This is a genomic window from Bacillus sp. FJAT-25509, assembly GCF_001420605.1.
Lineage (GTDB): Bacteria > Bacillota > Bacilli > Bacillales > Bacillaceae_G > Gottfriedia.
The window spans coordinates 24,157-39,447 of sequence record NZ_LJIZ01000026.1 but is presented as its reverse complement, the minus strand read 5'-3'; the positions used below and the strand labels follow the sequence as shown (position 1 = coordinate 39,447).

General features: G+C 31.8%; 17 protein-coding genes and 1 other annotated feature (1 of these 18 only partly in view). Of the genes, 6 read left to right on the top strand and 11 right to left on the bottom strand.

Annotation, left to right across the window (positions count from 1 at the left end; genetic code table 11):
• Positions 1 to 175, top strand: a binding site (T-box leader); it begins 55 nt to the left of the window's first position.
• A 62-nt stretch (positions 176 to 237) separates the two neighbouring features.
• Complete coding sequence (gene trpS, locus AN960_RS16410; RefSeq protein ID WP_056473625.1) at positions 238 to 1,236, top strand: tryptophan--tRNA ligase; 999 nt, start codon at positions 238 to 240, stop codon at positions 1,234 to 1,236.
• 198 nt (positions 1,237 to 1,434) lie between these two features.
• On the opposite strand, the gene AN960_RS16405 is transcribed toward trpS, so the two are convergent.
• The 6 genes from AN960_RS16405 to AN960_RS16380 form a co-directional block, all read right to left on the bottom strand.
• Positions 1,435 to 2,187: a YjbA family protein gene (locus AN960_RS16405; protein ID WP_056473623.1), complete on the bottom strand. Its 753-nt coding sequence runs from the start codon at positions 2,185 to 2,187 to the stop codon at positions 1,435 to 1,437.
• A gap of 215 nt (positions 2,188 to 2,402) precedes the next feature.
• The gene (locus AN960_RS16400; protein WP_056473622.1) at positions 2,403 to 3,140 is read right to left on the bottom strand and encodes a DUF2268 domain-containing putative Zn-dependent protease; all 738 of its coding nucleotides are present in this window, start codon (positions 3,138 to 3,140) and stop codon (positions 2,403 to 2,405) included.
• Positions 3,141 to 3,328: 188 nt separating this feature from the next.
• Positions 3,329 to 4,567: a beta-ketoacyl-ACP synthase II gene (gene fabF / locus AN960_RS16395; RefSeq protein ID WP_056473619.1), complete on the bottom strand. Its 1,239-nt coding sequence runs from the start codon at positions 4,565 to 4,567 to the stop codon at positions 3,329 to 3,331.
• A gap of 26 nt (positions 4,568 to 4,593) precedes the next feature.
• On the bottom strand, positions 4,594 to 5,529 hold the full coding sequence (locus AN960_RS16390; protein ID WP_056473618.1) for a beta-ketoacyl-ACP synthase III: 936 nt from the start codon (positions 5,527 to 5,529) through the stop codon (positions 4,594 to 4,596).
• A 318-nt stretch (positions 5,530 to 5,847) separates the two neighbouring features.
• A complete protein-coding gene (locus AN960_RS16385) occupies positions 5,848 to 6,654 on the bottom strand; it encodes a hypothetical protein (RefSeq protein WP_056473616.1) in 807 nt (268 codons plus the stop codon).
• Between the two features lie 47 nt (positions 6,655 to 6,701).
• Positions 6,702 to 7,427: a hypothetical protein gene (locus tag AN960_RS16380; RefSeq protein WP_056473614.1), complete on the bottom strand. Its 726-nt coding sequence runs from the start codon at positions 7,425 to 7,427 to the stop codon at positions 6,702 to 6,704.
• 164 nt (positions 7,428 to 7,591) lie between these two features.
• Here AN960_RS16380 and AN960_RS16375 point away from each other — a divergent pair, with 164 nt between their 5' ends.
• Positions 7,592 to 7,780, top strand: coding sequence for a YjzD family protein (locus AN960_RS16375; protein WP_056473612.1), 189 nt, complete (start codon positions 7,592 to 7,594; stop codon positions 7,778 to 7,780).
• 234 nt (positions 7,781 to 8,014) lie between these two features.
• Here the strand turns inward: AN960_RS16375 and AN960_RS16370 are convergent, their stop codons facing one another.
• Positions 8,015 to 8,197: a YjzC family protein gene (locus AN960_RS16370; protein WP_056473610.1), complete on the bottom strand. Its 183-nt coding sequence runs from the start codon at positions 8,195 to 8,197 to the stop codon at positions 8,015 to 8,017.
• Positions 8,198 to 8,349: 152 nt separating this feature from the next.
• Between AN960_RS16370 and AN960_RS16365 the strand changes: the two genes are divergently transcribed.
• Positions 8,350 to 9,165: a Cof-type HAD-IIB family hydrolase gene (locus tag AN960_RS16365; protein ID WP_056473609.1), complete on the top strand. Its 816-nt coding sequence runs from the start codon at positions 8,350 to 8,352 to the stop codon at positions 9,163 to 9,165.
• 190 nt (positions 9,166 to 9,355) lie between these two features.
• Positions 9,356 to 9,499, top strand: coding sequence for a hypothetical protein (locus tag AN960_RS24800; protein ID WP_165347023.1), 144 nt, complete (start codon positions 9,356 to 9,358; stop codon positions 9,497 to 9,499).
• A 101-nt stretch (positions 9,500 to 9,600) separates the two neighbouring features.
• Here the strand turns inward: AN960_RS24800 and AN960_RS16360 are convergent, their stop codons facing one another.
• Positions 9,601 to 10,104, bottom strand: coding sequence for a BsuPI-related putative proteinase inhibitor (locus AN960_RS16360; protein WP_056473608.1), 504 nt, complete (start codon positions 10,102 to 10,104; stop codon positions 9,601 to 9,603).
• Between the two features lie 241 nt (positions 10,105 to 10,345).
• Here AN960_RS16360 and AN960_RS16355 point away from each other — a divergent pair, with 241 nt between their 5' ends.
• On the top strand, positions 10,346 to 10,936 hold the full coding sequence (locus AN960_RS16355; protein WP_056474232.1) for a DUF421 domain-containing protein: 591 nt from the start codon (positions 10,346 to 10,348) through the stop codon (positions 10,934 to 10,936).
• Between the two features lie 59 nt (positions 10,937 to 10,995).
• Here AN960_RS16355 and AN960_RS16350 read toward each other — a convergent pair whose 3' ends face one another.
• On the bottom strand, positions 10,996 to 11,805 hold the full coding sequence (locus AN960_RS16350) for a YitT family protein (protein ID WP_056474230.1): 810 nt from the start codon (positions 11,803 to 11,805) through the stop codon (positions 10,996 to 10,998).
• 213 nt (positions 11,806 to 12,018) lie between these two features.
• Between AN960_RS16350 and AN960_RS24110 the strand changes: the two genes are divergently transcribed.
• Positions 12,019 to 12,147 carry a DUF3941 domain-containing protein gene (locus AN960_RS24110; protein WP_082459548.1) on the top strand — a complete coding sequence of 43 codons (129 nt, stop codon included), beginning with the start codon at positions 12,019 to 12,021 and terminating at the stop codon, positions 12,145 to 12,147.
• A 1,246-nt stretch (positions 12,148 to 13,393) separates the two neighbouring features.
• Here AN960_RS24110 and AN960_RS16345 read toward each other — a convergent pair.
• Complete coding sequence (locus tag AN960_RS16345) at positions 13,394 to 14,245, bottom strand: YitT family protein (RefSeq protein WP_056473606.1); 852 nt, start codon at positions 14,243 to 14,245, stop codon at positions 13,394 to 13,396.
• Positions 14,246 to 14,344: 99 nt separating this feature from the next.
• Positions 14,345 to 15,220, bottom strand: coding sequence for a CvfB family protein (locus AN960_RS16340; RefSeq protein ID WP_056473604.1), 876 nt, complete (start codon positions 15,218 to 15,220; stop codon positions 14,345 to 14,347).
• Between the last annotated feature and the right edge of the window lie 71 nt (positions 15,221 to 15,291).

Genomic DNA, 15,291 nt, shown 5'->3' with positions numbered 1-15,291 from the left:
GGATGGTGAAAACAAGTCATGCTCCCTGTCGAATGGACTTCTGAGCTTCGAACCGAACATCTAGTATAAGTAGGCTTCGACGTAACTCAAACGATAGATGAGAGCATGATTTCATGCATGAGTGATTCCTTATTTGGAATAACTAGAGTGGTACCGCGGTTTAATCGTCTCTATGTATATAGAGAGATTATGCCGCTTTTTTTTTATTTTATTTAGTTTTATTTAGGAGGATTTAAGATGCAAACTATTTTTAGTGGAATTCAACCAACATCATCTGGAGGTATTACTTTAGGTAACTATTTAGGTGCCGTTAAACAATTTATTGAATTACAAAATGATTATAACTGTTATTTCTGTATTGTTGATCAACACGCAATAACAGTACCGCAAGACAGACTCGCTTTACGTAAAAACATTCAAAGTCTATCTGCAATCTATGTTGCTGCTGGATTAGACCCAGAAAAATCAACTATTTTTATCCAGTCTGAAGTACCTGCACATGCACAAGCAGGATGGATGATGCAATGTGTATCTTATATCGGTGAATTAGAGCGTATGACACAGTTTAAAGATAAATCTTCTGGTAAAGACGGTGTATCAGCTGCTTTGTTAACTTACCCACCTTTAATGGCCGCAGATATACTTTTATACGGTACTCACTTAGTTCCAGTTGGAGATGACCAAAAGCAACATTTAGAGCTTACTCGCGACTTAGCAGACCGTTTTAATAAGAAATATAATGATATCTTTACAATTCCTGAAGTTAGAATTAGTAAAGATGCAGCTAGAATTATGAGTTTAGCTGATCCAACTAAAAAAATGAGTAAATCAGATGAAAATCAAAAAGCTACAATTTTTGTTTTAGATGATCCTAAAGTAATTGAAAAGAAAATTAAAAGTGCTGTAACAGATTCTGAAGGTATTGTTAAGTATGATAAAGAAAATAAGCCTGGTATTTCAAATCTACTAAGCATTTACTCAGCATTTACTGGTGAAACAATTCAAGAATTAGAAGATAAATACGCTGGTAAAAATTATGGAGAATTCAAACAAGATGTTGCAGATGTAGTAGTAAACGGTTTACGTCCATTACAAGAACGCTATAAAGAAATGATTACATCGACTGAATTAGATGATATTTTAGATGCAGGAGCTGCAAAAGCAAATGCCGTTGCAACTAAAATGATTAAAAAAATGGAAAACGCTATGGGATTAGGTCGCAAGAGAAAAAAATAACCCCGGTTTTCCGTAAAAATGAAAATAGGAATGGGTGTCTTAAAAGTCAAAGAACTTTAAGGACACCTTTTTCTTTATATTAAGGAAAAAGACGAAATAGATGAGTTTATGTAGTCAAGAAATCACTAAAAAACCCACAAGGAACTTTTATCACCTTGTGGGTCTTCTTCGTTTTGAGGCCCTTTAAAATAACCTCTTTTAGTTTACTTTTTGTTCGTGTTCCATTTCCCATAGCTTTTCAAAGAAAGGTTGACCTTTAACGATTCTTCCACATAATTGCTCATGTCGCTCTGACCAACCACTCTTTATTTCGTCATATAATTGGGACCAAATATCCTCAAATGACAAATCCTGAATTTGTTGATACGACCTTGGATTCCACTCAGTGTACCAATATCGAATCTCCGAAGGATTTTTTGATGAATGGAGTTGATCTAACGCCATAAATAATAACTGCTTTAGTTGTCTTTCTTTTCTTGTTAGTCCGCTCATAATAATTGGCGACGGTGACAGTATATGATGTTCTTTTGTTTCATCATTTACTACGTTTTGAAGACTATAGTGACTTTCTTCAATCTCAGCTGTCATATCATACACCATTTGTTCTTGCCTTGGTATTAAACGACTTTTTCGAATTGGTATATTATACCCAATTGTGTCAACCGCAATAATACCATTGCCGTCAGTTACTACAAAGCAATAATCTAGTTGAATACGCTCATGATTCTTTCTTACATAAGACTTTTGAAACACTTCAGTTAATAGACCGGAAGGAAGCTCTAATAGTTCATTTTCAATATACTGATATAACTCTGGAGTAACTTTAATGACTGGAACTTGGTCTAATAATTCAACACTATCATCTTTTCTCCATTCAAAAAAATGACAGACATTGTAACCATTTTCTTCACCTTCAAACCAATTGACCCATACATCATGTAAATACAACATTTACTACCCCTCACTTCACAACTGTATGTAACTTTCAGTATGGTCAGTGATTCACTAATTTATTCCATTTTCCACTGAATTACAAAAAGTGTTTAACAAACTGAATGAAAAATCGTCAATAAATCACTAAAATATCACAGATTAAAGCTGCTCTGATACATTAATACTAAGCAATACATTATATACAATCTAAGGTGCTCTGGAATCATTTGCATTCAAATCGAAATATAATGAATTGCATTTTCCTTAATCTTTTTACTTGGCGTTCTTAAAAGGATATCAGTTGACCATTCTGTCTGCTCTGTACAACTTTTAACAATGTCATATCCAACACTGTAACCCAATAATTTTGGAATTCCGTTCCCACCATACAAGTATTTTGAAAAATTATCATCATTACTTGTTATCTCAAGTTTATCAATTAAATATTTTTTATAATATAATTCACATTGCTTGGAAGAATACTGATTTGTCCATGGTGCTTGAACTGCTTCTCCATACTTATCTAAAACTGCAGTTTCGGCTAATCCTTCTAAAATCATTGCATCAAGTAATGTGACCTTTTTGTTTTTATATAGTTTTGTCAATCTTACAATATGATGATACTCATGTAATAATACTGCTTTATGTTGTAAAATTCCTTCTAAAGGAGACAAAAATAAACAAATACAATTTTTATGTGCGATTCCGCCTCTTTGATAAGTCGTGTTTCTAAACAGATTTCCCGTTCTATGACAAGGTAAAATAATTATAGGTAGGTCAGGTCCATTAAATTCTTTTTTTAACTTCTCAAACTCTTCAGAAAGGCTTTTCCATACACTTTTTTCATCTAGTTGTTTCAGATCATCTTTACTCAATGGTGACAGTCTCGATAAACCGTGGGAAAGAAGATATTTATATAAACTCTCCTCATTATATTTCGGAAAATATGGTAAAAGTTTTTTCATTACCATTTGTTTATCTTCAATAAAATCAACCCATTTATAAGTTGGTATTATCCCAAGTTAATCACCTCAATTTACTATAAAGTATGATAATCAACCAGTGAAAGTTACTTTTTTTTACATTATGATTTCAAATAAAAAAAGCTTAGGTATATACCTAAGCTCCGTATCCATACATTATAAAAATGAATTTTAACTTATTTCGAGAATTCTTTAAATGCTAAAGTTACATTATGTCCACCAAATCCTAATGAATTAGAAATTGCTGCTTTTACATTAAATGGTCTAGCAACGTTTGGTACATAATCTAAATCACATTCGCTATCAGTTTCTTGGTGATTGATCGTTGGAGCAATTACTTTATTATGGATTGTTAATGCTGTAATAATTGCTTCAATTCCACCTGCTGCTCCTAGCATATGACCAGTCATAGATTTTGTTGAACTAATTGGTACATTGTATGCATGTTCGCCAAATACTTCTTTAATTGCCATCGTTTCGAATTTATCGTTTAATTCAGTACTTGTTCCATGTGCATTAATATAATGAATATCTTCAACTGATAAACCAGCATCATCAAGTGCCATTCTCATAGCACGTGCGCCACCTTCTCCACCTGGAGCTGGTGCTGTAATATGGTGTGCATCACCTGTTGTTCCGTATCCAACGATTTCTGCATAAATCTTCGCTCCACGAGCTAATGCGTGTTCTAATTCCTCAAGGAATACGATACCAGCACCTTCACCAATAATAAAGCCATCACGAGCATTGTCAAATGGACGACATGCTTTCTCTGGATCTGGATTTAATGATAAAGCTCTTGCAGCACAGAACCCAGCAAGACCCATATCAGTAATCGGTGCTTCTGCACCACCAGTAATCATTGCAACTGCATCGCCACGTTGAATAATTTTGAACGCATCACCAATCGAACTTGCACCAGAAGCACAAGCTGTAACTGTACAACCATTTGGACCTTTAGCACCTGTTAAAATAGATACTTGTCCAGATGCCATATCAGGGATTAACATCGGAATAAAGAACGGGCTTACTCGACGTGCACCTTTTGTTTGGAAAGTATTAAACTGTTCTTCATATGTTTCCATACCACCGATACCAGAACCAATCCAAACACCAACTTTTGGCGCAATTTCTTCGTCAATCGTAAAGTTTGCATCTTCTATAGCCATTTTTGAAGCTGCAATCGCATAGTGAGTAAAACGGTCCATGCGTTTTACTTCTTTTTTATCAATATATTTTTCAGGATCAAAGTCTTTTACTTCTCCCGCAACTTTAACAGGGAAATTATCAGGATTTTTTCGAGTCAGAGCACCAATTCCACTCTTTCCATTCATTAAACTTTCCCATACTGTATTTATATCATTACCAATAGGTGATACTGCACCTAAACCTGTAATAACAACTCGTTTTTTCATATCAAAAAAATCCTCCTTCAATTAGATTATCTTCCGAATCGAAGTGCAATTGCACCCCAAGTTAATCCGCCGCCAAATCCAACTAATACTAATACATCGTCTTCTTTAACATTACCTTTTTTATATTCTTCAACTAATGCAATTGGAATTGAAGATGAAGATGTATTACCATGACGATCAATAATTACACTCATTTTTTCTTTAGGTAGCTGTAATCTTTCTCTAGCTGCGTCCATTATACGAGTATTCGCTTGGTGTGGAATTAGGAAATCCACTTCTTCTTTCGTTAATCCTGCTAATTTTAATACACTTTCACAAGAATCTCCCATTTGACGAACTGCAAATTTAAACACTTCTCGTCCGTTCATTATTAAGTGATCTCCACCTTTATAAAGATGTTTACCACCAGTACCGTCCGCACCTAATTCATAAGAAAGAATTCCTCTGCCTTCACTTACTGGTCCGATAACCGCGGCACCTGCACCGTCACCAAATAAAACTGCCGTGTTTCGATCTTCCCAGTTAACAATTTTAGTTAACTTTTCAGCTCCGATTACAAGAATTCTACTGTATGTTCCAGTATTAACAAACTGAGCTGCAGTAACAACACCATAAATAAATCCAGCACAAGCTGCACTAATATCCATTGCAGCAGCATTTTTAGCTCCAAGTTTTTCTTGAATTACACATGCAACTGATGGAAACGACTTATCTGGAGTAACAGTTCCAACTAAAATTAAATCAAGTTCTTCTGCTTTTACATTTGCATCTTTTAAAGCTTCTACCGCAGCTTCATATGCTAAATCAGAAGTGTCTTGTTCGTCACTAGCAATTCTTCTTTCTTTAATTCCAGTTCGACTAACAATCCACTCATCTGAAGTATCCATCATTTGTTCTAAATCATAATTAGTTAATTTTTTTTCGGGTACGTATGAGCCAATACCTAAAATTCCAGCATTCATGAATATCCCCGCCTTACTTTATTATTTTTATGTCTTCTTCATATTATTACCTGGTACTAATTTTATGAAATAATATGTACTTTGTCTACATTTTTATCTTTTAAAATCTAGGCTATGTAAAAAAGTTAGATCATTTCTTAAAAAGAATACCACTTTGGACGAACTTTAAATCCAAAGCGAATTTTTAAACTAATGTATTCTACTACAAAAAAGGAAATAGTTCAAAAACGAACTATTTCCTTTTATCATTCTTTATATGCTGGATGAGGAAGTATTTTCTTCATACTCATGAAGTCTATATAGGGGGAATGTATTTCATTAGTAAAGATGAAAATGCTGTTGAATTTGCTGTTTTTGCTTTTGTATACCGTCCTCAAGTGAAGTTGTATTAATAATAACAAAAGGAGTTGCATCAATATAGTTTCTCATTTGAGCGAACTTTATTCCTTCGATCATATTTTGTAATCCAGTGAAATTCCCGTCCTCTGGTAAGAACATACATTGTTTAGCTGTGATGATATATTTATGTTCTTTTAATTCCTTCTCAGAAATGATCCGAATCGCTTTCCCTACATCTTCTACAAATAGAATTTCATTAGAACCGTATACATTTTTAATCGAAACATTTCTCTTTCCTAGGTCTTGAACAATTAATTCATGTACTAAGCCGGCAGATGGCTCCCAGGGTCCATATAAAGATGGAATTTCAATATAAGTAATATTGCAATCTATATTTTTACTCAATTCATTAACTGTTCTTTCTAAATCTGCTAATTCTTTTTTTGAAGATAATAAAAAGATAATATCCTTACTTTTGCCAATCATCTTGTTAAACAGTTTTTCGGTAAACTCTATACTATTAATTGTACCTTTTAACTTAAGTTCGTCATAAAAATGACAAATAAAAATGGTATCATATTGCTCATTCTCTACTAAAAATTGCTCTTCATCCAAAAAGATGACCCTTGCATTTCTTCCAATTGAGAAGATCTTTTCTTCACTTATTAAATCACTTTCATTTCCTTTTTCCATCACTACGGCTGAAACATCATTATATTCCATTAGTTGGCAAACCAACTCATATCCTATAAATCCACTAGATCCAATAACAGCACACCTTTTCATTATTAACCTCCTTCTTTTAGGAAATTTATTCAAAAAAAATATAGAGACTATAAAACATCCTGATATTTTTTTAAAAACCTTATTAAGTTTTTTCCACAATCAAATTTTTTCTCTTCTAATGATATCAAAATCGAAAGCGGTAAATTATTTTTATGTCGCTCTTCTTCTAAAAGTCTAATATCGCTTTTCCATTTATAATGATTTCTCGTTGTTGTGTAAATTTTAATTGGTGAGATTGTTTCATAAAAAAAACATTCTCTATCTATAACCATATATATATCCGAAGCTTTATATGCTTTTAAAATTTCATGAACTGTTCTTTTATAGAACAGTTTATTTTCTCTTTCTAAATCTAATTCATTTTTTAAATTTAACGAAGGATTTAATAATGAAATACTTCTGACTTTTCCTTTTAAGAGGCCAAGTAATTTACAAACGACTAATGCTCCAGTACCTTCCCCAATTATATGAATTGATGGATTCAAAATTTCTTTTCTCATAACTGAATGATATAAGCTTTCTGCTAAATCGACAGCGTCATCAGAACCCCAATTTTTCCCATATAAATTTGAAGTGAACACTGTGTATCCTTCATCTGTTAAAGTTGATAATAGCTTTCTTTTATCAAAATGCTGCAATAAGCAACTATGTGCATTATCTACGTAATGTGTATTCCCACCGACATAGAGTACTCCGAAACCATTCGGTCTAATAGGTAGATGAATAACTGCATATTGATCCTCTTGTTTAAAAAACCTCTCGGTTACAGGCATTCTTATCACCTTATTATTAATGTAGTATTTTTGGGGAATTATAAAATAGGTATAAAAAAATTCTTAAGTTACTTTTTTTAATTAAAACTTTTTAATTATAACTTCAATTATCAAATTTCTAGGTATATAATATGATAAGAACTAACTAGATAGGAGTGATTAGAGTGCGTTTTATTATGACATTGTTCTGGAGCTTTGTTTTATGCCAAATGGGAGCTTACGTTTTAAGTTCAATGACTGGCGGAGTATATAATTTCACAACTGCTTCAGTTATGGCTGTAGTATTATCATTAGCTATTTCAGTTCTTAGCGAAGCAATAATTCCTAATGAACCTGTTGCAAAACACCACTAAAATCTATATATAACATATGTTGTAGCACCCAAAAACGTTCAACTTGGTATATACATATGTCATGATTTATAGTTTTAGATAATTTATAAAATACTAAAATTTTGATAAATACATTCAATATTTTGTATATTGTAAACACATAAAAAAGCGCCCTCGATCAATTAATCGAAAGCGCTTTTTTTTATCTTTTTTAAGTTTTTAATATTGAGCCCATTATGCTAAATTTACAATCAATTATTTAAATTTAGATTTATATGTCCATTTTCTGTTATGGTTTTGTGTATCTGGAAAAACTTCTCCAGCCTGAAGCTTAATTTGTTTTGGACGAGTTACGTTGCTTCCTGTTTCACCGATTTCCACGTATACCCCATTATTTGGTGCTTTGTCGCCTGGTCGAAATTGATGTGCTTGACCCATAATTCATTCCTCCTTCTATTTAGGTTCTTATTGTTCCTCTAAAAATAAAGTTTTTTCTTTTAAAAAGATGGTATCATTAGTAATTATTGGCTTTTTACCCAATAATATTTTTTCTTAAAAAGATTCACATTAAAAAATAAAAGGTGATGAATATGAAAACAAAACACTTAATTGCACTAGATTTAGACGGCACCTTATTAACGGATGAAAAAATAATATCCGAACGTACTTTAAAAGTGATCCAACAGTTAAAGACTCAGGGTCATGAAGTATGTATTTCAACAGGTAGACCTTTTAGAGCTAGTAAAATGTATTATGAACAATTAAACCTTACAACTCCAATTGTAAACTTTAATGGTGCTTATGTTCATCACCCTCTAGATGATTCATGGGGAGTTTATCACGAATCATTACCTTTAGAAGTAGCAAAAGAGGTAATTGGTTCTTGTAGAGAGTATGAATTAAAAAATATGTATGCTGAAGTAATGGACGATGTATACGCTGATAAACACGAAGAGGAGATACTCCCACTTTTCCACTATTTAAAAGAAGATATTATCCATGGAGATTTAGTTGAAAATCTTATTCAAGCTCCAACATGTCTTCTAATCGATAGTGAAGAGTCTCATGTTGCAAGTATTCGTGAGCACTTATCAAATGTCCATGCTGAGGTAATTGATCACCGCCGCTGGGCAGCACCTCATCATATAATCGAAATTGTTAAAGCTGGTATGAATAAGGCAATAGGACTACAAAAAGTAGCATCATACTATAATATTCCTCGAAAAAACATTATAGCTTTTGGTGATGAGGACAATGATTTGGAAATGATTGAATATGCGGGCCATGGTGTTGCAATGGATAATGCTATTCATCAATTAAAGAATATTGCAAACCACACAACATTATCTAATCAAGATGATGGAATCGCGATTTTTCTTGAAGATTTTTTCAACTTAAAATTATAATTTATAGCACTTTCGTTGTCATTAATTTCAAAGATAACTAATAATAACCACTTATAACAATTTGCTAATTGTGCATTCTATTAAGGACTTCACCAATAAGGATTATCCAGTTTTTGATATTGATCAATTACTATTGGAATTTCTTAAGAAGTCAAAAACAAAAAGCTTTCCTATTTAGGAGGGAATCACGATGGGCAAAGGTAATAAGTCTAAGCGCTTTATTCAACAAAGTTCTGATTCTGTTACAAAGTACTCTGAAAAATTCCCTTATCACTTTACATTAGCTGAAGCAGAAGAGCGAAAAGCTAATAATAGACAAAGCTTTAATGCTTAATTTAAAGCATTAAAAACAAAAAACAACCATTGGATTAATCCTTTGGTTGTTTTTTATTTATGAAAACACTCTGTTTATATCTTATTTACTGGAGAAAGTTTCTAGTAAGAAACTGTTTGGGTAACTGGTTTAATTTCTCCATTTAGATCCTTCTCATTAACCTTTGTTGCAACGAAAATTGCAGTTATTTCATAATTCCCATTTGGAAGTTTTTTATCTACAAAATTAACTTGCTCTTGCCAGACTTGCGCCTTTCCACTTAGAATTGCAACATTTGTAATGACCTGTGCATACGCCATTTCTCGAGATGACTGATAAACTACTTGTCCACTCTCATCTTTAATTGTAAAATCAACTGTTTGCGATGAAGGGAATGTAAAATTCACAGGGATTTTATTATCATTACGTATTGAATATTTCATCTTCACAATCCCGTTAGCTTCTGTAATCTCAAGTGTTGGTGAAAGCTTTTCAACGTCGATCTCATTAATTTGACCTACAGTTTGTTTTGTACTTGGTGTTTGTTTTATTTCCTTGTCGCTCTTTGCACCACAACCAGAAAGAAGTAGCGAACAAGCTAATAAGAGAATCGTTCCCTTTTTCAAAATAATCCCCACCTTTTTAGTATCCTTATCCTAAATTATACCAAAAAGCTGAGAAATTACTTTAAAATTCCAGCGAAATATTGTTGTGATTAGTAGCATTGTTCATTTAGAAACAAATGCATAAATCTTAAAATTAAAAGAAAAATTAATTAAGTATTTATCTAATTGTCTATAAAAAATAATTAAGCTTTATCAAATATATATGTACTCCTTACCCATATTTGAAAGGGGAATTAATATGATGCATACTATTTTTCATTCATTCATACTAATTTTAGCTGGCATTTTACTATTAAGAATAGCTGGAAGAAAATCAATTTCACAAATGACATTGCCCCAAACAATTGTTATGATTTCGATTGGTACAATTATCGTTACTCCAATTATTGAAAAAGGCTTAACTAAAACAATTGTTGCTGCCACAGTTTTTGTATTAACTCTACTTGTATTAGAATATTTGCAGATGAAATCGAATACTCTTGAAAAATTTTTTACAGGAAAATCAAAAATTGTAGTAGAAAACGGGAAGTTGAATGTTAAAAATTTAAAAAAGCTACGGTTAACGGTTGATCAATTAGAAATGCGTATTCGAAATGAAGGAATTAATAAATTTGATGATATTAAGTTTGCTACAATTGAACCAAATGGCTTATTAGGATTCGAATTAGCCGAGGATGCGAAACCATTAACAATTGGAGAGTTTAAAACGCTTATGGATTCGTACGGATTTCATCTTAAAAATAATCATTTAAGCGAGAATACTCAAAGTTCTGCTTCAATTTTTAATGAATTAAAAGGAAAACAAAAACCTGAAAATCCTAAATTTAAATAAATCGATCCATTAACAAAAAAAGACTAGCAAATTTCAGCTTTTTGCTAGTCTTTATCTATTTATATCTTTCTAAATTCCCCTAATACATCAACGGTTTGTACCACATTCGTAAAAGCTTTTGGATCTACCCTTTTTATAATTCTTTCCAAATCGTATAATTCATAACGAGATAATACAATCATTAAGATATCTTTATCTTGCTTAGTAAATGCTCCAGTAGCATTCATTTGCGTAATTCCTCGCACAAGTTTCGCATGAATTTCTTTTCTAAGCTCTTCACCTTTTGTAGTGACAATCATTGCCGTTAATTTAACGTGACTTGTATGAACACTATCAATCACACGAGTAGTAACATATAAATTGATTAAAGTATAAAGAGCTTTTTCCATTCCATATAACTGGCCAGCTGTAATGATAATAATTGCATTAAACAAAAAGAAATACGTTCCAACCGGTTTCCCTTTTGATTTCGAAAGAACTAAGGCGATAATATCCAATCCACCTGTAGACCCACCAAATTTTAATGTCATTCCAATACCGATCGCAGCAATTAAACCACCAAAAACTGCATTAAGAAGAATATCATCTGAAAAAATCGGTTTAACAGGTAAGATTTCTAAAAATAACGTCATTACCCCTACACTAAAGAAACTAAAATACGTAAAAGAACGTCCAACTTTTTTCCATGCTAAGACGATAACAGGAACATTTAATAACGCTAAAAGAATCCCCGTCGTTGCTGTAAACGGAGTGTAGTCAGTTATAATATTTGAAAGTAACTGCGCTAAACCTGCGAAACCACTTGAATAAACATTAGCAGGGATTAAAAAACAATTCATTGCAAACGCATTTAAGAAACCACCAATCATTACTACAACCAGCTTAAATAAAAGCTCTTTATTTCTTTCCACCAACTCTGCTTCCTCCTCAAAAAAAATAAAACTTCTCTCTATATTAAAAATTGCCTCTGTAAAAACATCATACTTGTTTAACAAAAGCCAAATGTAAAAACGAATACTCATACATAATTAAAGTGATAAAGGCAAACCTAACATTATCATTTCTTATAAAGGAGCTTAAATATGCCTACTAGTGATAATGACAAAAAAGCAAAAGATAATAACGCTGTAAGAGAAAAGAAAAATGCACAAGAAAGTAAAAATGCACAGGCTGGTAAGAAATCTTTTTCTAAAAGTGTCGATCATCTTTAATATTTTTAAAACGGTTTAATTGAATAAAAAACATGTAAAATTTCATCTAATAGTTTAAGTATATTTAAATCTTTCTGAAAGACAATAAGAACTTTCTAAACTTGAAAAAGCCTTATTATTAAGAATATTTAACCGATGTAAATATTTTAAAAAAACCTCTAGAAACACTATTATATAAGTGTTTTTAGAGGTTTTAACAAATTTAAAAATTTGCCAAACAAAAGCTAACTACCCTACACAAAATGGGTGAGGTTTTTGAGGAATAATTTTTGCATAATAATAGAAACAATACAAAATCTAAACAAATGAAAAAAAGGACCATTCCAGCATTAATGGAATGGTTTTTTTACTTTGAGTTTTAATGAATCATATAAAAAGCCTCTGCAACAACACATTAATAATATCAAGTATTAATCAACATGTACTGTCCTTATTTGAAATGCAATATATCAAATAAAGGCTCACGATACCTCAAATAATATAGTAATGTTTTCATTGGATAATCTATACAAAAAATTATAAGTTGGAAGTATTACATGAAAAATTTATTTAAACAAGCTACTGTTAATAATGGCAGCTGGTAATTACTATATTTATAAAGAGTTAAGAGATAACACAAGTTCCAAAGGTTCAATTCTAGTATTAAAATGGGCACCACCATCAGTATATGCAAAGAAAAGATAATGAGGTGATATATCTTGAGTTCAATGCTAGCACAAGTTATTCTTTTCCTAATTCTCCTTCTAGGATTCTATTATTTAACAAAATTCTTTCCAAATAGCTCGAAGTACTTCCTAGGAGCAATAGTTTTATTTATATTTGGAAGCATTGTTATCCATACAGATCATTATTTTGATAGATATTTTTTATTCATAACTTCTATCTGTTTATTAACTCTAATATCAATTTTAAAAAAAGATATTTCAATGCTACTGAATAAAATAATTAATTAAATTTCTTTAGGAGAAGTCACGCTATTTTTTGACTTCTCCTAAATATCTTAAAACAACTAACTCCAGTTCTAATTCACACAACTACATCAACAACTAAATCATTATTCTCTTGAAACGCATTAACACCTACTTTAGTTTTCTCTTGATCGATACCATTATTAATATCTAATTTTAGATGTATCGTGCCTACATGTCACTTTACTTAAAGTCACTCATTTAAAGAACTAAAAAAAGAGTCTTTTCTAGCATTCGGAGAGTGTAAATATTTAATTTTTGAGCGGTTATTTTCACTCTTAAAACTTCCTAAATTCTCCAAACACATCAATTGTTTGAACGATATTTGTAAACGCCTTTTCATCAACTGATTTAATGACTTTCGATAAATGATATAGCTCATAACGTGATAGTACCATCATTAAAATTTGTTTATCTTGATTCGTAAAGGCACCTTTTGCATTGATTGCAGTAATTCCGCGCACTAGCTTCGAATGAATTTCTTTACGCAGTTCATCACCTTTTGTCGTTACAATAAAGGCAGTTACTTTAATATGACTTGTATGAATTGCATCAATGAATCTAGACGTTACATATAGGTTAATTAATGTATAAAGTGCTTTTTCCATTCCATAAATATAGCCTGCTGTTAATATAATTAACGCGTTAAACAGGAAGAAGTATGTACCAACGGGTTTTCCTTTCGAACGTGATAATACTAGAGCAACTATATCTAACCCACCTGTTGAAGCACCAAACTTTAAAGTATATCCAATCCCAACCGCAACAATTAATCCACCAAATACTGCGTTTAGTAAAATATCTTTTGAGAATAGAGGCGTTACTGGAATTACTTCTAAAAATAGCGTAGTGATTCCAACGCTTAAAATCGTAAAATACGTAAAAGATCGACCTATTTTTTTCCATGCTAAAATGATTACAGGAATATTTAATATTGCAAGTAAGATACCAGTAGAAGCCCTAAAAGGTGTAAAATCATTTAATAAATTAGTAAGTAACTGAGCTAAACCAGAAAAACCACTTGAATAAACACTGACAGGAATTAAAAAACAATTCATTGCAAATGCATTCATAAATGCACCAAATATTACTACAAGAACTTTTATGAACAATTCTTTTTTGTCATTCACCTACAAGCCTCCTAAATTTTCATATGTTTAGTATGCCTGTAAATTGTAAAAAAATAGCAAAAAAACCACTTCATTCTATAAAGTGGTTTCACATTCTAATTATTGCTCTTTCTTCTCAAACAGTTCTTTTGCGTATGTCCAACCGTCTTCTTGATAGATTTTATTTTCCTTTAATAATCTACCCATCGCTCGTTTAAATGAAGCCTTACTAATATTAAATCTTACTTTAATATCCTCTGCGTCACTCTTATCCCAGTAAGGCATTGCCCCACCACGGCTCATCATATATTCATAAATTTCATTTGCTTCTTGATCTAATCCTTCATGTACCCTTGGTAAAAGTGACACGTTAATACTTCCATCATCTTTTACATCAATAATGCGTCCACTTACCCTTTCACCAATACGAGGTTCAGTTTTTCTCTGTGATTCGTGGATAAAACCTATGAATCGTTCATCAGTTAAAATATAAGAACCTACTCTTAAAGTACGATAGATGATTCCTGTAACGTTTTTATTAAGCATACTCGGTTCAGCCGGTACAGAAAACTCTTTCATGACTGGTTCAGTAGCAATTTTAATTAATAGTCTACCTTTGTTTGTTTGCTTTAACGTACAAAAAATTTCATCGCCTTCTTCAGGCCATACTTCTTGAAGAGGTGGAAGGTCACCTTTTTCTAATAGAATATCTTTTGAAATACCGATGTTTACAAAAACACCCACTCCATCAAGTTTATCTACTACTTTTGCAAATCCATAACCTTCTGTTGTAATGAATGGCATTTCCATCGTTGCAGAAAGTCTACCTTTGGAATCATGATATAAAAATACAGTAACTTCTTGATCTATTTCAACTTCACCAGATGCCTCATTTTTATGTAAAAATACTTCTTCTTGATCTTGGACAAGCATATACCCAATATCCGTTTCTCGACTGCAAACTAAAGTTACAATCTCTCCTGCTTGTAAACTCATTTTTTGTTACATCCTCTCTTAACTTTCAAACTAAAAATTATTATATCATGCTAACCTGAAAGTTTGTTACT